Raw genomic sequence first — 18214 nt, forward strand, 5'->3', positions numbered from 1 at the left:
TCCACCGTTAATAGCCCTCCTTCTTATCCTTGTTCGATTTTCATATCTCCTAGTTTAATCCAATTTTTCTTTCGCATCCACTCGGAAACAAGTAAACAAATAATGGCAGGCCCTGCAACATGCAGAAGAAGAACCGCTAACAGAACATCACCTGAAAACCCCATGACAGAAAAGGTCATGATCTGCCCAACAAGTCCGCTTGTCCCCATTCCAGCTCCAGCGGCATTATTCTCCATAAAAAAGACCATCGTTGAAAGCGGTGCAAGAACAGCTCCTGCTATAGTAGGAGGAATGAGGATGAGAGGGTTTTTTAATGCGTTGGGTGCCTGAAGCATAGAGGTGCCGATCCCTAGTGCAGCTAGCCCTGACATTCCATTTTCTCTGTAACTGCTTACAGCAAACCCAACCATCTGTGCCGCACAGCCTACTGTAGCAGCCCCCGCTGCCAGACCTTCAAGCTCCAGCATAATGGCTATAGCAGCACTTGAAATAGGAGCTGTTAAGGCAAGTCCCATTAAACTGGCTACAAGAATACCCATCACAAAGGGCTGTTGTTCTGTTGCCCACATGATTAACTGGCCGAACTGAACTAATCCTGAATTAATCACCGGTCCGAGCCAGTTCGCAACCGTAAACCCAGTTAAAATAGTCACAAAGGGCGTAACAATGATATCTACTCTCGTTTCTTTGGAAACAAGCTTTCCTATTTCTGTTGACAACAGTGCAGCGATAAAAGCTCCAGCAGGCCCGCCCAGTTCTGCGCCCGCGGCGCCGCTCACAATAGCCGCAAATAAAACCAGACGAGGAGCATTTAACCCATAGGCCACAGCTGCACCGATAGCCGGTCCCATTAATCCCATGGCCAGTGTGCCCATATCCTCAAAAAAAGGACCAATAGGATAGTTTCCTAACTGCTCCCCTAACGTTCTCATGATTAAACCTATGATTAAAGAGGAAAAAAGCCCCAAAGCCATGAAACTCAGTGCAGTCACCCCGTATGTCTTTACAGATAACTTTACACCTTTACGTAAAAAAAAGTCCTTCATGCCTTTCCTCTCCCTTTATTGTAAATGTGACAATTTATGTGCCTGATTATTATCATACTTGTTTGCAAATACCTTTACAAGAATATTATAGTTAGATGGAATCAGAAAAATACGAAAATGAGGAGGAACCACTTTTGGAACTTAATGTATACTTAGCAGGACAAATCCATGATAACTGGCGGGAAGAATTTCGAAAGGCTGCCAGTGAATTGGAGCTTCCTTTACAATTTTTTGGCCCTATGGAAAATCATGACCGGTCCGATAATATTGGAGAAGAAATTCTAGGTGAACAGCCAGACAACATCTTTAAGGATGAAGCTGCATCAGCATTTAATAATCTCCGTACTCAAATCCTTCTGCAAAAAGCAGATGTGGTAATCGCATTGTTTGGAGAGAAGTACAAACAATGGAACACAGCTATGGACGCTGCTACAGCCATAGCTTTAAATAAGCCATTAATTATCGTAAGACCTAAAGAGCTCCATCACCCTGTAAAAGAGCTTGCAAACAAAGCAAATGTTGTAGTTGAAACAAAAGAACAAGCTTTAAAAGCTCTTTCCTACGTTTTTGAAGCCAATTAAAAAGTACCTAGCTTCTAAACGCTTTATCAGAAGGAAATGGCAGAATTTGATCAAGCTGCCATTTGCCTTCACGATGCCTGTTATGTCCTAGACAACACATCAGCTTCCTCGTGAGCAATGACTGCTCACAGAGGGAGCTGGTAGTGTTTATCTCCCCCTCTGGTCACCTTCTACTTCCGCTTTTTGATACACCCATTGTCCATACAGGAGTCTGATAACATGGGAAAACAACTCATTTCTATGTACGAATCCAGCTGTCAAAAGCCCTGCAGCTCCCTCGCTTTGATGTACATTTTTTCTTCCTGTAATCTTTTCTATTATATCTTTTAATTCAAGACCTGCCTCTATGTCTTCCTCAGCATTTTCCGGTAGTAAGATTCTTGCCCCGGAGGCTGTAATAATTCTCCCCTCCTGGTCCGCAAGTGCTCCCCAATTACACAAAAACAAGCCGTCTTCCATCTTCGTGACCCCCCCTTCAAGTCCAATTCCTATCACTATATCTTTATTTTGCTTAATACAGTAAATCGCCCTGTTTACTGCCCCCTCTTTTGTTTCTTCATCAGTTAACGGCTGGTCTCTGACTTGAGATGGCGCGTTTATTCCCTGAATATCAATCCTGCACTCTTGAAGAGCATCTTCCACAGCTTTTATTTTCGCTTTATTCGTTGAACCGACTCCTATAAGCATAATACTCCCCCTCACACATTAAGCGTGATTACTAAACTCCATGTACTAAAAGTATAGACTAACTTTAAACAAAAAATTTAGTTGATTGTTCAGTTATACACTCGCTTGCACCTAAAGGTACAAGTGTCCGTCTGTAGCACTTGAAAAATATGGATTGTTTTTCTAATGGATTAGTTACCTTAAATACACTTTATTTATCTGAATAATCGATTTATTAATTCAAAAAAGGCTGTTGAGAAGAATTTCTCAACAGCCCCGAAATCCCTATAAAGGGATTCTGAGTTTACGGCTTCAACACTACTTTAATGTTGCCGTCTTCTTTTTTGTCAAAAATCTTGTATGCTTCGGGAGCTTCATCAATGGACATCCGGTGAGTGATAATATCCGTTGGGTCAAACTCACGATTTTCAACCATTTCATATAGCTTAGGCATCATATGAACCACTGGTGCCTGCCCCATTTTTAGAGACACGTTTCGTCCAAATAAATCTCCTAGAGGAAAATCGTTAGCTGCCGAAGCATATACACCTGTTAACTGAATCAAACCAAATTTCCTGACAGCTTGAGAAGCTGTCACAATTGGACTGATTGTACCAGCCTGGTTATCAGCATCAGAACCGAACTCCTCTTCTGGGTGAACGGTTCCGTCCATCCCTACACAATCCACCACTACATCAGCACCGCCTTTTGTTTCTTCATGAAGCAGTGCTCCTATTTCCTTTGTTTCCTTCATATTATAAACTTCCACATTGTTTGTTCTTCTTGCGTGCTCTAGTCTGTGCGGCACATGATCCACTGCAATTACCCTTTCTGCTCCTTTTATCCAGGCCAGCTTTTGAGTCATGAGCCCAATAGGACCGCAGCCCAGCACAAGGACAGTATCACCTTTTTTAACCTTTTCCACGCTCCACCAGGAAGTCGGAATTACATCAGACAAAAATAAGACACTTTCATCATCCAGCTCACTGCTTTCTGGAACTTTAAATGAAGTCTGGTCTGCATAAGGCACTCTTAAAAACTCAGCCTGTCCGCCAGGATAGTTTCCGAATTGCTTAGAGTATCCAAAAAGGCCGCCATTATCCGCATGAGGGTTTGCTTCATCACATTGACTTTCCATTTGGTGCTCACAATAAAAGCAAGTTCCGCAGCTCACATTAAAAGGAATAACAACTCGGTCACCTTTTTTCAAGTTCTTTACTTCCGGACCAACTTCCTCCACGATCCCCATTGGCTCGTGCCCTATAATGTAATCTTCTTCCAAAGGAATCCCATTCTTATAAAGATGTAAATCTGATCCGCAGATCCCTGATGCCGTTATCCGAATAACCATGTCGTCACCTGTTTGTATTTTAGGGTCTTCCATTTCCTTTACTTGAATATCATCGAGCCCTTGATAAGTAACTGCTTTCAAAGTTTACACACCCTTCCATAAAGATTAGTTATCTCTTTACCGATTTATTCAAAGGTTAAACGTATGAAGCAGGAGCCTTACGGTTTTCTTAACGCTCATCAAGGGCTTTTCCAAAAGGCTCTGTCACCAAGAAGTCGTGTTATTAGAAAAACTGACCCTTCAAAAAAAAAGACCGCTTTAGGAGCGGTCTTCCTGGGAAGCAACTATATTAAACCTGGCTGCGGATCTGTTCCAAAGCATTCTTGTCGGTTGTTCGCACTAGCTTGGTAATGAGTTCTTTAGCAGCGGCATAATCATCGATATGAAGAATTGATGCTGCTGTATGGATATATCGAGAGCATACTCCTATTACGGCTGATGGAACGCCATCATTAGACATATGGACTCTTCCTGCATCTGTACCTCCTTGAGAGATAAAGAACTGATAATTGATATTGTTGCTTTCTGCCGTATCAAGAACAAACTCTCTCATGCCACGGTGAGTAATCATTGTACGATCATAAATTCGTACTAACGCTCCTTTACCCAAATGACCAAAGGCTTGCTTTCCGCCTGTAGCATCATTTGCAGGACTGGCGTCAAGAGCATAGAAAATGTCTGGCTTTATCATTTGCGCAGCTACTGCCGCCCCACGAAGCCCCACTTCTTCCTGTACCGTAGAGCCGGAATATAGAGTGTTAGGAATGGCTTCATCTTTCAGCTCTTTTAAAAGTTCAATTGACAGCCCAACACCATACCGATTATCCCACGATTTTGCAAGAATTTTCTTTTCATTGGCCATAGGAGTAAAAGGACAGACAGGCACGACTTGCTGACCAGGCTTGATACCGATGCTTTCTGCATCTTTTTTATTATCTGCACCAATATCTATGTACATTTTTTTGATGTCCATCGGTTTTTTACGCTGTGCCTCTTCTAACAGATGAGGCGGCGTTGACCCTATTACTCCTATAACAGGCCCTTGTTCCGTAATAATTTCAACACGCTGCGCTAAAAGAACCTGGCTCCACCATCCTCCAAGGGTCTGAAAGCGAATAAGTCCTTTCTCACTAATAGAAGTAACCATAAAGCCCACTTCGTCCATGTGACCTGCCACCATGACTTTTGGGTCTTCCTCATTTCCTTTCTTTACCCCAAAGATTCCTCCGAGGCGATCCTGCACGATTTCATCACTATATTTTTCAAGTTCTTGTCGAACGTATTTCCGTACCTCATGTTCAAACCCAGGGGCTCCAGGTAATTCAGTTAATGTCTTAAACATCTCACGAGTTTCTTGATTCATAATAAGCTCCCTTCATCTAAATATTCTTTTACCATTTTACAGAAATAATAGTTTTTTATCTACTTTCCTTCCTGCTCTTCGACAACACAGGAAAAAAAAGGAATAGTAATAAAGCATTTAATTGGAAATTTAATAGATGTGAGTTATACTTGAAATTACTTGATAAGAAAGGGTGGGAAAGCATGAAAATCAGAGATATTCTTATTGGTGTAGGACTTGGCTTTTTAGCAGGCTACCTGCTGAAAGACAAAATTGGCGGGGAACATATTTCTCCTGAAAAAGCGCTTAAAGTAGTTAAACAAAACGTGCAGGACCACATCCCGGTTAACGGATCATGGATCCATATGACTCCCGAAAAATACAATAAAGATAACCTTGTTTATAAAGTCTATCGCGGCGGAATATCCAGCACTGAACAGGACGAAACAAAGCAAATGGATTTTGTAGTAGATGCAAAAACAGGAACCATTCTTGAGTTATCTTCATAATTATTATTGAGAGTGTCGCCAAAAGCCTGACTTTTCGCGACACTCTCTTTTTGCTTTATATTTCGTACGTCTGTAATACATATCCATGCTTCATTCGAACTCATGGCCTTTTCTTACCAACAGGCAATAGAAAAAGGTGTCTCTTCCGGTCACTAATCAGTATGACCTTATGGAGACACCTTTTCTTTATCACTTAGTAACTGGTTTTTTCCAGAATCCGACTAACAGCGCAGTTACTACCGCTCCAATGACGATGGCTAATAAATAAGCAAGAGGACTTCCTTGGATTGTCGGGATAACAAAGATCCCGCCATGAGGGGCCGGCAGCCCGGCATTAAAGAACATGGCCAGTCCTCCAGCAGTTGCTGAACCGATCACGATCGAAGGAATCACTCGTCCTGGATCTGCAGCTGCAAAAGGAATCGCCCCTTCAGTTATAAAGAAGGACCCAAGGAAATAGTTACTTACCCCGGCATTTCTTTCATCTTTTGTGAACTTGCTTTTAAAGAATGTAGTTGCTAAGGCAAGTCCCAGAGGAGGAACCATACCGCCAGCCATAATTGCTGCATGGGGACCGAAGTTTCCGGCTTCAATCATTGCAATTCCGAAGGTGAAGGCTGCTTTATTAATTGGCCCGCCCATGTCCACAGCCATCATTCCTCCAAGGATAATACCAAGAAGAACGATGTTTCCTGTACCCATGCCGCCCAGCCATCCTTCCAAGAACGTATTAAAAGCACTGATTGGCCCTATAATCACAAAATACATGAGAATACCAACAACAAAAATGCTAATCAATGGGTAAAAAAGAATGGTTTTAATCCCATCAAAGACTTTTGGAAGATTAGCCAAAAGTCGTTTAACGCCGATGACGACATAACCTGCTAAGAAACCTGCAATTAAACCGCCTAAAAACCCTGCATCTCCAGTTGTTGCCATAAACCCGCCTATCATACCAGGAGCAAACCCCGGGCGGTCAGCAATACTCATGGCGATAAAACCAGCAAGAACCGCCACCATTAGTCCAAAGGCATGATCACCGCCGATCGACATCAAGGCTGCAGCAAAAGGATTGTAGTCAGGGTGGGCAGGGTCTGCTGATTCAATTCCAAAGAAGAAGGATATTGCAATTAAAATACCACCGCCGATAACAAAAGGAAGCATGTTGGAAACACCGTTCATAAGATGCTTGTATATGCCTCGTCCAAACCCTCCTCGAGTTTGTTCCCCTTCCTCGGACTTTTCTCCTTCTCCGCTCCCTTTATAGATAGGAGCCTCTCCTTTGACAGCTTTTTCAAGAAGGTCATGTGGTTTACGAATTCCATCGGTCACTCCTGTTTGAATGACCGGCTTGCCGCTGAAACGCTCCATCTCAATTTTCGTATCAGCTGCTACAATAATCGCGTCAGCTTCCTCAATTTCCTGAGAAGTTAATTTGTTTTTCACTCCGCCTGAGCCAGCTGTTTCTACTTTAATAGAAATACCCAGTTCTTTTGCTTTATCTTTCAAGGCATCAGCTGCCATATACGTGTGGGCTATCCCTGTAGGGCAGCCCGTAACTGCAAGAATCCTTTTTCCAGACTCTTCCTTAGGCGTACCTGTTTCCTCTTCTTCTTCTCCGCCAAGCTTTTCTTTTTCTTTTTCATCAATGGCAATCAGAATCTCTTCTTTTGTTGAAGCTTTCAACAGGATGGAACGGAAATCCTGGTCCATCAGCAGGGTGGACAAACGTGATAACGTTTCTAAATGTGTTTGATTTGCCCCTTCACTGGCAGCAATCATAAAGAATAAATGAGCAGGCTGGCCGTCCAAAGAATCGTAATCCAGTCCGCTTTGAGATCGCCCAAAAGCAATGGCAGGTGTTTTTACAGCACTTGTTTTCGCATGAGGAATGGCTACTCCTTCTCCTATTCCTGTGCTGCTCTGTTCTTCACGGGCGACAATGGCCTCTTTATATCCTTTAGGGTCATGTAAACGCCCCGCTTTATCAAGAGTACCAATTAATTCATCAATAACTTCTTCTTTTGAAGAGCTTTGCAAGTCGAGCTGTATCGTATCAGCTTTGAGAAGCTCTGTAATTTTCATCTCTTTCATCCTCTCTAGTATTTATTGTTGGAGAGATGTAATCTTAATGTTCTTTTTCAATGAATGTACGAGATCCTTTGTACAAAAACCATTTGAAAAAGCTGTCCCGCTGCCAGCGGCTACCGCTGTTGCCAGAACTTCTTCTATGGGAAGTCCTTCTTCAAAGCCGGCTATAAATCCAGCAACCATAGAATCTCCAGCCCCTACCGAGTTAACTACATTACCTGAAGGGACAGTGGCATGCATAAGCTCATTTTTTGAAATATAAACGGCTCCTTTACCAGCCATTGAAATTAAAAGATGAGTAATATCCCACTTTTCAAGAGCTTTTTTTCCAAAATGGGCTGCCTCTTCTACTGTGTTGACTGGTACATCAAGAAGTTCAGCTAATTCATGATGATTCGGCTTAATAAAAAAGGGGCCTGTTTTCATTACTTCATTTAATGCCGGTCCGCTCGTATCCACAAACACCTTTACATTTCTTTCTTTTACCATATCTATAATTTCTGTGTAGATTGAAGAAGACACAGTATCCGGGACACTGCCTGCAAGCACCAACATATCTGTATTGTTCAGATGGCCAAGCTGCTCTTTCAAGCTGTTTATATTTTCATCTGAAATGGCTGGTGAAATACCATTGATTTCAGACTCCTCTTCTGTCTTTAACTTCATGTTAATTCTTGTATCACCGTTTACCTGAATGAATTCAGAGGGGATTTTCTCCTTATCTAAAGCCGTTTGAATATATTGGCCGGTAAATCCTCCGATAAATCCAAGAGCAGTACTTTCTTTTTCCAGCTTCGTTAACACCCTTGAAACATTAATGCCTTTTCCACCAGCAAACTTACTTTCTTTTGATGCCCTGTTTACTTGTCCAATTTCAAAATTTGAAACATTGACAATGTAATCTACTGCGGGATTTAAAGTGAGAGTGTAAATCATAGTTGATTGACCACCTTAATTTCTGTCTTTTCTATTAACTCCTCTATTCGATGTTCATGTAATGAATCAGTTGTTACAATAGCTGCCTGTTCTATAGGAGCTACTGAAGCAAAAACAGCTTCGCTGAACTTAGATGAATCTGCCAGGACATATGCTTTAGCTGCTAACGACAGGGCAGTCTGTTTTACAGTTGCTTCCTCAGGATCAGGAGTGGTATACCCATGTATTGGATGCACACCGTTAATTCCTAAAAAGCATTTATCAAACCGGTATTCTCTCAGTGAAAGCAATGCTTTCGTCCCAACTAAAGCACCGGTATTTTGTTTAAGATGGCCTCCTGCTACATAGGTTTCTATGTTATGTTCAAGCAAGAGAGGAACATGATAAACACCTGTTGTCACAACCACCACTTTCTTTTCCGCAAGGTGAGGAATCATCTCAATAGTGGAAGTTCCTGCATCTAAAAAAATACTTTCTCCTGTATTAATTAAGCTGGCAGCATATTCTGCTATGGCTTTTTTTTCTTCTATATTTCTTACCTTTTTTTCTGCTACAGTTAATTCTTCTTTCTTTTTGCGAAGGAGAGAGGCACCGCCATGAACTCTTTTCAAATAGTTCTCTTTTTCAAGATCTGTAAGGTCCCGGCGAATGGTTGATTCAGAAGCTTGTGTTGCATCAACAAGTTCCTGAACAGAAACTACTTCTTTACTCTTTAATACAGACAAAATTATTTCTTTTCTTTCTATATGAAGCATATACTCCCCCCCTCATTTAATCGCTTACATTGTAATTATATACCCACACCCGATCATGATCAATCATTTTAAGTCAATTTCAATCAAAAATAACCAAAAACATTCATGCTCTTTCATCCTATTGAGGAAGGAGGCCTTATGAGCGGGGCGATTTTTTTAGGACCTTTTAGAAGGGGTAACCAGGCCCTGTTCTTCAGCCAATTTCCTTGCTGCTCTCGGGGCAAGCCATAACATAGGGAATAATAAAATACTGACCGGTACAGCAGTAACGACGATAAATGATTGCAGGGCGTCAATGCTGCCTTCCCCTAGATAAAGCAGGATAACCGCAATCGTCCCCATGAGGATTGCCCAAAAAATTCTCATGCTTTTGCCAGGATTTCCTTGTCCGGTAACTCCCATAGCAATGGTGTAAGCCATCGAATCAGCTGTGGTTACCACAAACAAAACCGTTAACAATAAAAACAATGGAGAAATTATGACCGCTAAAGGTAGTTGTTCAGTAATGGCGATCATTGATGCCGGCATTCCTGCTTCATTTAGAGCGTTAGAAACTGAACCAGGGTTATTCAATTCAAAAAAGATACCGCTCCCTCCGACAATGGTAAACCAGAATGTTGTTACGACCGGAGCAATAATCCCTACCGCTATGACAATTTCCCGGATTGTCCGTCCCCTGGATATCCGGCTGATAAGCATAGCCATCATCGGTCCATACCCGATAAACCATCCCCAAAAGAAGAGCGTCCAAAAGCTGAGCCATCCCTGGTCTCCCCGATAAGTGCTCATTGGTATGAATTGATGAACATAGGTTCCAAAAGAAGAAATAAAAGAATCAATAATAAAGCCTCCCGGACCCAAAATTAATACAGCCAGCATTAGAACAATGGCTAAAGTAACATTAAACCGGCTTAACAGCTGTATTCCTTTATGCAAACCTGTTACAGCTGAAACAGTTGAAATAGCTACCACTCCAATAATAATGCCGAGCTGCGTCATAAAAATATCCGGTATCCCAAAAAGTGCTTCCAACCCATAGCTTGCCTGAAGTCCAAGAAAACCAATCGGTCCTATCGTACCGGCAGCCACGGCAATGATGGAAAAAGCATCGATCACTTTTCCCCACACGCTCTCATTTAACCTTCTCCCAAACATCGGATATAAGAGAGTTCGAGGTTTCATCGGCATTCCTTTATGATAATATCCGTACATCATTACGACTGCACTAATGGTCCCCAAAATTGCCCAGGCTAAAAACCCCCAGTGCATAAAGCTTTGGGATAAGGCAGGTGCTACCGCCTCCTGTGTTCCTTCAGTAATTCCCCCGCGCAATGGAGGTACTTCCATGAAGTGATACATTGGCTCCGCTGCGGCCCAAAACACTCCCCCTCCTGCTAACAAAGTAGCCATGATAATTGAAATCCATTTAAAATTGCTTAACTCAGGAGAGCTTGTATTTCCTAATCGCACTTTACCGTAGGTCGAAAAAGCTAATACAATAGCAACTGCAAACGTAGCCAGCATAAGAACCTGCCAAAATGCCCCAAAATAAGCAGCAGACCAGGCAAACGTTTCACTTACAAATAAACCTACTGCCTCCATACTAATAAAAGATAATAAGGCAAACAGTAGCAATAGTCCTCCAGATAACCCAAATACTGTCCAGTCTACTTTTGAGTTTTCTTTTTTTCCGCGTCGTATTGTACTAATTTTCTTTCTCTCCTTTAAAGTGAAATGTATTTCCGTTCATTTCTACTTATAAGGTGCCCAAAATGACAAATTTTAGTGGCAGGACTCCTTATATTGCCCTCCCCTTTTATAGGAGAAAAACATGGAGTCATCCAACTGTAAAACTGGGTGAAATAACCATAAAAAAACAGGAAGCTTCTGCTTCCTGTTCAGACTTTGCTCTTTATATTTCCCTTGTAATACTACTCTTTATTTCTCCCTGCCCATCAAATTGAATGGCTCTGTACTTATAATCATGATAAAAACTAAACCATGCTTCGTTGTTATATCCAATATCCATCCATTTTCTCTTCGCTTCAATTGAATCCATTGGATAATCATCAAATGCCATTACCCAGAGCACATTTTTATGTGCATGAGTACCCATGATATCGGCCATATGAATGAGCATGTCCTCCCCCTGTTCAATCGTAACAATACTGTGCCCTGCACTATGACCTCCCGTATGGATCATCGTTATGCCCGGAAGCACCTCTGTTTGCTGTTTGAACGTTTGAACCTGGTGTTCTATGGGCTTCCAATTTTGCTCCCAGTATGTATTTTTTGATCGGATATTAGGGTTTCTTGTTTCCTCCCACTCTATTTCTGAAGTATAGATTACTGCATTTTTAAAAAAAGGTACGTCCTTGTCTTCTTCTTTATGCACTAAGCCGGCACAATGGTCAAAATGCATATGAGTCATTAACACACCATCAATATCGTCCGGAGATAGGCCCATTGTGTCTAAACCTTCTAGGATAAGAGATTCTTCGGTAATCGCATAATTTCTCAATTGCTTTTTCGAAAAACGGTCGTTTCCAAGCCCGGCTTCAATCAGAAAGTTCTTTCCCTTGCCTTGAACCAAAATAGGATCTGACCTGAGTTCAATTTGATTGTTCTCATTTGCTGGATATAACTTTGACCATAGCGGTTTTGGCACAACACCAAACATGGCTCCGCCGTCCAAATGTGTGACTCCTCCTCGAAGCCATGTTAACGTATAATCTCCAATCGTTAATTGTTCCACTTGCTCTCCTCCTTTTACATTCGTTTACATTTATTACGTGGTGCTCTCTAGTTCTTATTTCTTCGACTCCATGCGAAAACCCTCCTTTTATGTAGAGGAGGGTTTTTCAAATTGAGCTTCTAAACGATAAATTCTATAATTTTTCTTGGAGAACTTTTCTTCATACTCCGTCATTACATTGTCATCCCAGCTGCTTCTATGCAGATCCAGGCTTATATTTTTAAGAATCATTCCAAAGCTGGACATGCTTTCAATAGAATATTCAAATAGTCCCTGATTGTCTGTTTTAAAATGAATTTCTCCATTGTTTTTTAATACTTTTTTATACTTACTCAGGAAATCCTTGTAGGTTAGTCGTCTCTTTTCATGTCGTGCTTTTGGCCACGGATCAGTAAAATTTATATATAATTGGTCGATTTCATTTTCTTTAAAATAATCAAAGATGTTATTTACATCGCCATGGACGAATGCAAGATTTGAAGGCTTACTTTCTACTGCTTTCTCGACACCGGAAACGAGAACACTCTCATATTTTTCGACACCTATAAAATTAATATCAGGATATTTTTCGCTCATATCCTTTAAAAACTTCCCTTTGCCAGTTCCTACTTCCACATGCAGGGGATGGTCGGTCCCAAAATGCTGTTGCCACGATTGACCATCTTCAGGGTTAGTGATGACATACTCAGGATGTGACTGTAAGTATTCCATAGCCCATGGCTTATTCCTAAGTCTCATTATGATTTCCTCCTTTTTTACGTCTTTTCTAAGAACCTCTCTCCATTGCTCTTTCGTCCCCGCCTGTTTTTTTTCAATGTTAAGGATCAATCATGTTTTAGTTATAAAACAGGGGATGACAGACAAAAAGCCTCCTGGTATTCAGGAGGACAGACTTCCGACAGGAAATGATTCTATTCCCCGGGAAATACCTTATTTTTCAGGAAATAAGCGATTGGTCGTTAATAGTTTTCTTATTTCTTTATTCCATCTTTCGATCTCCTCAGTTTCGCCTTGCTGGAGATGAAAAAGCAAGGCAGATAATACATGAGAAATAACATACCAATGCATTCTAACTTCAAGCTGATCATCAAGTATAACGCCATATGACTTAAGCCATACTCCCCACTGGTTCTTGGGAAGATATTCATAAAGCAGTAACCCAAGATCCAATGCAGGATCTGCTACGGTTGCCCCGTCCCAATCAATAAGATAGAGATGCTCTTTTTCACTAATAATCCAGTTATTATGGTTGATATCACAATGACACACGACCATTTCAGGAGGAGCGACTTTTTCTCTCATTGAAGAAAGATAAGTGACAGCTTCCTGGAGCATCGGGTGAGAAAGTCCCGCCTGAAGAATCTGATTCTGCAAATCTTCTACAATGCTGGAAGGTGTTAAAGGTTCATTACCTATTCGTTTGAACATATCCAGCAGTTCACTTGATGAATGGATTTTGCTTAACAGCTTTGCAACATCCACCCTTGTCATTTCATGAGCACTTAACTCCCGTCCATAAACCCATTGTTGAGCGGTAATCACATCTCCATTTTCCAACCGTTTTGTCCATAACAGCTTTGGTACAATTCCTTCAGCAGACAACACAGCTAAAAAGGGAGATGAATTTCTCTTTAAGAAAAGCTTCCTCTCTCCATCATGTGCTATGTACGCTTCACCAGTGGCCCCTCCGGCTGGTTCGAGATCCCAACCTTCTCCAAGTAGCGGTTTCAATAACTTCACCCTCGTTTTCATATAGTAATCCGTGTTTTTCATGACGAAATCCTTTATACATTATTTGCCGTAACGGGCGTGGAGAATATAACCTTAAATGTCTATTATATAATGAAGCAGAGTCAATAAAAAGAGGACTCTGCTTTATCGATACAATATCGTAGCACTTATTGCCGGAACAGCAATAGTACTGCTGTCAATTGTTTTTAATGGTATCAAACTTGCTCTTTGATCGTCAACGATAACTTGACAAGATTTGATACCTTTCGGCAAAGACACTTCTACCTTTTCCCATGCCCCATTTAAAAAGACAATCAGTTCTTTAAAATCTTCTTCCTCCGAGAGTCTCTTTATATGAAATCCGACCACATGCGGGGGTGTCTGAATATAAGAAAACCTCTTTTGAATTTCTTCCTGATCCCTTAATCGCAGAGCCGGTATTTCTTTTCTAATTTTAATAAGTCCTTTTACGTACTCCACTGTCTTACGGTATTGCTTTTTCCTTTCCCAATCCATTTGATTCAGCCAATCGGGGGCATTGTAGCTGTTTACATGTCCATGTTTTGTTCTGCAAAACTCCTGACCTGCATGAATAAAAGGAATACCCTGAGCGGTGAGCACAGCGGTAAGGGCGAGCCTTTGCATCTTCTCATACAGTCTTTCATTTGCTTCTGGCACGGAAACCTTCAATTGATCCCAAACAGTCATATTATCATGACATTCTATATAATTAATAGATTGAGCTGGGTCTGTAAACAAAGAAGGAGCTCCAGTTTGCAGTGGGATGCTGCCGTGCATGTATTTCTCTACTTCTATTTCTGCTTCTCTCTTCCCATTAATGAAGCCTCGTTCTTTTATATTAAAGGAGCTTCCCTTCATCGCTTCTCGAAAAGCATCATTAAAAAACCCAATCCCTTCCAAATGTTTCCCGTGGGCCATAATCGCTTTTTCCTCATAGGGAATGGGTGTAGGCATATCCCACCCTTCCCCGTAGATAAGAATAGAAGAATCGATTTGGTTTACTGCCTGCCGGACAGCCTTCATCGTTTTTATGTCATGGATTCCCATTAAGTCAAAACGGAACCCATCAACTTGATATTCTTCAGCCCAATAGGAAATACAATCCACAATGTATTTCCTCATCATTGCCCGCTCGGAAGCCGTGTCATTTCCTACTCCTGTACCATCTGATGGTAAACCATGTTCATCATACCTGAAGTAGTACCCTGGGACGAGTTTTTCAAATGGAGAATCTTCTTTTATATAAACATGATTGAATACAACATCAAGCACTACTCGAAGCCCCGCTTCATGGAATGTATGGATAAGATTCTTAAGTTCCTCTATACGTGAAAATGGATTATCGGGGTCTGTAGCATAACTTCCTTCAGGTGAAAAATGGTGGGTAGCATCATATCCCCAATTATAATTCATAAACGGACGGTTTTCATCTACGCTTCCAAAATCATTAACTGGAAGAAGTTGAACATGCGTAACTCCCATTTCAATAATATGCTCAAGAGCAGTAGTAATATTTTCTCTTTCTATTCTCGTTCCCCGTTCTGCCAGCCCGCTGTATTTTCCTTTTTCCCTCACTCCACTTTTGAGGTGGGTGGTCATATCTCGGACATGAGCCTCGTAAATAATCGCATCAACAGGAGATATGAATGGCGGGCGCTCAGGCCTTAATGAATCTTCAGATGTGCGAATAACCGCTCCGTGGCGTCCATTTGCAGTCAACGATTTAGCATAAGGATCAACCGTTTCATGCCAGACTCCATTAACAAACACCTGGTAAGTGTATAATAGCCCCTCATGGTTGCCTTTTAGTGTATATCTCCATACTCCCTTCTCTGTTTTATTCATTAACAGACTGATTTTAGGGCGAGATGCTTCAGCATTGTATAAAAGCAGAGATACCTTTTCAGCAGTAGGCGCCCAGACGGCAAACTCCGTATAAGACGGTCCCCATACTGCTCCAAGGTCATTCCCGTGGTAAGCATACAACCTGTCAAACTCTTCTGTTCTCACAGCTGAGCCCGACAGTACCCGAATGCGGGCACCAGAGGGAGTAATAACAAAATACCCTTCACCCATAACAAGAGGATAATCGAGAGTAAAGATGAGCCTGTTTCCAGTAATAGAGAAAGAAGCAAGAATGTCAGTATCCCGGTTGCTGTTCTTTTGCTTTTGAACCAACTGCCATTGTGTTTCTTCAATTGGAGAGGTGCTTTCCACCACTATCTTTGAAAGGGTTTCAAACCAGGCCTTAATACGTGCATGGCTGCTTTTTTGCAGAACTGTTTTCATTGGCTTCCCCCTTGTTGAATTCATTGGATTATTTCAGGCTGCCTATGTCTGCGGTGAACATAAAGCATCAGTCCTTTCAAGAAACTGTGCTTTATAAAAACGGGCGCTTTTTTTTCAACATAAGGAGTGGTATAGTATAACCCGTAACTGATACAAGAGAATAACGGAGGATAGAAAAATGCTACAAAGTAAGAAACAAGACCGTGCTAGAGTATTAATATCATGCGCTGACCAGCCGGGCATTGTCTCAGCAGTTTCAAATTTCTTATATAACTACAATGCTAACATTGTTCAATCTGATCAATATAGTACCGATCCAGAAGGCGGTATGTTTTTCATGAGGATTGAATTTGACCTGGAAGACTTTGATCACAACTTCCCTTTGATTCAAGAGCGTTTTAGTGAGGTTGGAGATCGTTTCGATATGAGCTGGCGAATTGAAAGTGAAAGAAAGATAAAAAGGATGGCAATCTTTGTCTCCAAAGAAGATCATTGCCTATTGGAATTGCTCTGGAAATGGCGCTCTGGGGAACTGCAAGTGGATATCCCTGCAATTATCAGCAACCATCCAGACTTACAAGCTACTGTAGAATCGTATGGCGTCCCTTTTTATCATATTCCCGTTAGTAAAGGAAATAAGCGCGATGCTGAAGAGGAAACAATAGAATTATTAAAAGATCTTGACATTGACTTCATTGTCCTTGCCAGGTACATGCAGATTCTTTCACCCCAGTTTGTATCCCACTTCACCCATAAAATTATTAACATCCACCACTCGTTTTTACCGGCTTTTATTGGAGCTAATCCGTACAAAAAAGCCTTCAACCGAGGGGTCAAACTTATTGGGGCCACGGCTCATTATGTGACTGATGACTTAGATGAAGGACCGATCATTGAACAGGAAGTTCTTCGGGTAAACCACCGATACTCTATTGCCGACTTGAAAATTGGAGGCCGTAATGTTGAAAAAATTGCGCTTGCCAGAGCTGTAGAGTGGCACAACGATGACAAAGTCCTCGTTCATGGTAATAAAACAATTGTGTTCAGCTAATGAAGAAAGTCATCTCTCTTTTCAGGGAGACCGACTTTCTTTTTTATTTATTATTTCCATATCCTTCAGAAAAGGAAAGGTGATCATCAGGATTTTCCTTATCCTCCGTACTTTCTCTCTCTGAAGCTACAGTATGAGTATGCTTTAATAAGGCAGCTGCTGTCTTAAGCTGCAGTCCTTTGACAGGAGAAGGATGTCGCTTCATTTTAGTAAGCCATTCGGAATAAGTCCGTTTATCAATCATTTCTACCTTGGTTCCCATGATTTTATTATCAATCATGGATGAAGGCGCAAGTACTCCTTGCCTGACAGGCATAAAGAACCCTTCTTCTTTCATAACTGCCTTTATAATTGCTGACATTCGATTTAGAGAGAGTAAAGGGCTCAGCCTTTTTTTTCTTTCTTGATCAATGTACTCATCCCAGAAGCGGTCAGATGATGCTTCAAACACACTGTGGTCTTTGCCTTCAAGAATAGATAAACACCATACTTCAGTGGGTGACAAAATAATGATTTCCATTTCTACAGGTGCACCTTTTACTACGAAAACTGGATAATACATAAAGAAGTAATTGTCAGGAAAGTCTCTTAAAAAATCCCGAAGACGATAATCATACCTATAGCGAGGATGAACTCTTGACTTTTCTAATAAAGATGAGCTGGCCCACTTTAACTGAGATTGAAATAACTCATAATAAAATATTTCCCTGATATCTTCTTTTGTTTTTCCCCTTAAATAGGAGAATGAAGTGTCTTCTCCCGCACCATCTTCTTTTACAGGCTTTCGAAGCTTTTTTACTTTTTCAAAAGTCTTTGCTACAAACCCTTTATTGACGTCTTCAAACCAGTCATCGTAAACATCTTCTTTTTTGTTCTCAAGCCTTGTTGTATTTTCTTGGATCCAGGAGCCTTTTAAAAGCTCCCACCGCTCTTTTTTTAAACGGGTAAACTGGCTCGGATATCTTTGTAAATCTAATTGGTACCTGGAAATGTAATCGTCTAGCTTAATCAAGTGAGCCACTCATGCAACCTCCAACGAAGTTTGTTCAATTCAGATTTTCCTCATTATACCATACAGTCATTTAACTTT

The 18214-nt window shown here is 41.2% G+C and carries 16 protein-coding genes; 3 read left to right on the forward strand and 13 right to left on the reverse strand.

All coding sequences use genetic code 11. The features are described from left to right. Positions 1–23: 23 nt before the first annotated feature. Complete coding sequence (locus CEF17_RS13110; protein WP_100399912.1) at positions 24–1046, reverse strand: PTS sugar transporter subunit IIC; 1023 nt, start codon at positions 1044–1046, stop codon at positions 24–26. A 134-nt stretch (positions 1047–1180) separates the two neighbouring features. On the opposite strand from CEF17_RS13110, the gene CEF17_RS13115 reads away from it, so the two are divergent. After that, positions 1181–1627 carry a YtoQ family protein gene (locus CEF17_RS13115; protein ID WP_100399913.1) on the forward strand — a complete coding sequence of 149 codons (447 nt, stop codon included), beginning with the start codon at positions 1181–1183 and terminating at the stop codon, positions 1625–1627. Between the two features lie 147 nt (positions 1628–1774). Here CEF17_RS13115 and CEF17_RS13120 read toward each other — a convergent pair whose 3' ends face one another. From CEF17_RS13120 to CEF17_RS13130, 3 genes are all read right to left on the reverse strand, one after another. Next, positions 1775–2314, reverse strand: coding sequence for a DUF84 family protein (locus tag CEF17_RS13120; RefSeq protein WP_100399914.1), 540 nt, complete (start codon positions 2312–2314; stop codon positions 1775–1777). A 283-nt stretch (positions 2315–2597) separates the two neighbouring features. Further along, complete coding sequence (locus CEF17_RS13125; protein WP_054637669.1) at positions 2598–3725, reverse strand: zinc-dependent alcohol dehydrogenase; 1128 nt, start codon at positions 3723–3725, stop codon at positions 2598–2600. Positions 3726–3933: 208 nt separating this feature from the next. Further along, complete coding sequence (locus CEF17_RS13130; RefSeq protein WP_100399915.1) at positions 3934–5007, reverse strand: M42 family metallopeptidase; 1074 nt, start codon at positions 5005–5007, stop codon at positions 3934–3936. Between the two features lie 182 nt (positions 5008–5189). Between CEF17_RS13130 and CEF17_RS13135 the strand changes: the two genes are divergently transcribed. Then, entirely contained in the window at positions 5190–5495 is a 306-nt protein-coding gene (locus CEF17_RS13135) for a PepSY domain-containing protein (RefSeq protein WP_054637670.1), read from the forward strand. Between the two features lie 189 nt (positions 5496–5684). On the opposite strand, the gene CEF17_RS13140 is transcribed toward CEF17_RS13135, so the two are convergent. The 8 genes from CEF17_RS13140 to pulA all read right to left on the reverse strand — a co-directional run bounded on the left by CEF17_RS13140 (position 5685) and on the right by pulA (position 16073). Further along, positions 5685–7580, reverse strand: coding sequence for a PTS fructose transporter subunit IIABC (locus tag CEF17_RS13140; RefSeq protein ID WP_100399916.1), 1896 nt, complete (start codon positions 7578–7580; stop codon positions 5685–5687). Positions 7581–7601: 21 nt separating this feature from the next. After that, positions 7602–8522: a 1-phosphofructokinase gene (gene pfkB, locus CEF17_RS13145; protein ID WP_100399917.1), complete on the reverse strand. Its 921-nt coding sequence runs from the start codon at positions 8520–8522 to the stop codon at positions 7602–7604. After that, positions 8519–9277: a DeoR/GlpR family DNA-binding transcription regulator gene (locus CEF17_RS13150; RefSeq protein WP_100399918.1), complete on the reverse strand. Its 759-nt coding sequence runs from the start codon at positions 9275–9277 to the stop codon at positions 8519–8521. The genes pfkB and CEF17_RS13150 overlap by 4 nt, the downstream gene beginning before the upstream one ends. A gap of 156 nt (positions 9278–9433) precedes the next feature. After that, positions 9434–10978: a BCCT family transporter gene (locus tag CEF17_RS13155; RefSeq protein ID WP_100399919.1), complete on the reverse strand. Its 1545-nt coding sequence runs from the start codon at positions 10976–10978 to the stop codon at positions 9434–9436. Between the two features lie 211 nt (positions 10979–11189). Further along, positions 11190–12032, reverse strand: a complete 843-nt coding sequence (locus CEF17_RS13160) for a YtnP family quorum-quenching lactonase (RefSeq protein WP_100399920.1) — start codon at positions 12030–12032, stop codon at positions 11190–11192. An 87-nt stretch (positions 12033–12119) separates the two neighbouring features. Continuing rightward, entirely contained in the window at positions 12120–12770 is a 651-nt protein-coding gene (gene trmB / locus CEF17_RS13165; protein ID WP_100399921.1) for a tRNA (guanosine(46)-N7)-methyltransferase TrmB, read from the reverse strand. Between the two features lie 192 nt (positions 12771–12962). Further along, positions 12963–13772, reverse strand: coding sequence for a phosphotransferase family protein (locus tag CEF17_RS13170; RefSeq protein ID WP_332835303.1), 810 nt, complete (start codon positions 13770–13772; stop codon positions 12963–12965). Between the two features lie 135 nt (positions 13773–13907). Next, on the reverse strand, positions 13908–16073 hold the full coding sequence (pulA, locus tag CEF17_RS13175) for a type I pullulanase (RefSeq protein ID WP_157843035.1): 2166 nt from the start codon (positions 16071–16073) through the stop codon (positions 13908–13910). Between the two features lie 178 nt (positions 16074–16251). On the opposite strand from pulA, the gene purU reads away from it, so the two are divergent. Next, a complete protein-coding gene (gene purU / locus CEF17_RS13180; RefSeq protein ID WP_100399923.1) occupies positions 16252–17124 on the forward strand; it encodes a formyltetrahydrofolate deformylase in 873 nt (290 codons plus the stop codon). Between the two features lie 43 nt (positions 17125–17167). Here the strand turns inward: purU and CEF17_RS13185 are convergent, their stop codons facing one another. Continuing rightward, a complete protein-coding gene (locus CEF17_RS13185; protein WP_198508970.1) occupies positions 17168–18145 on the reverse strand; it encodes an NERD domain-containing protein in 978 nt (325 codons plus the stop codon). Between the last annotated feature and the right edge of the window lie 69 nt (positions 18146–18214).

This window comes from Bacillus sp. FJAT-44742, from assembly GCF_002797315.1.
Classification (GTDB): domain Bacteria; phylum Bacillota; class Bacilli; order Bacillales; family Marinococcaceae; genus Thalassorhabdus; species Thalassorhabdus alkalitolerans.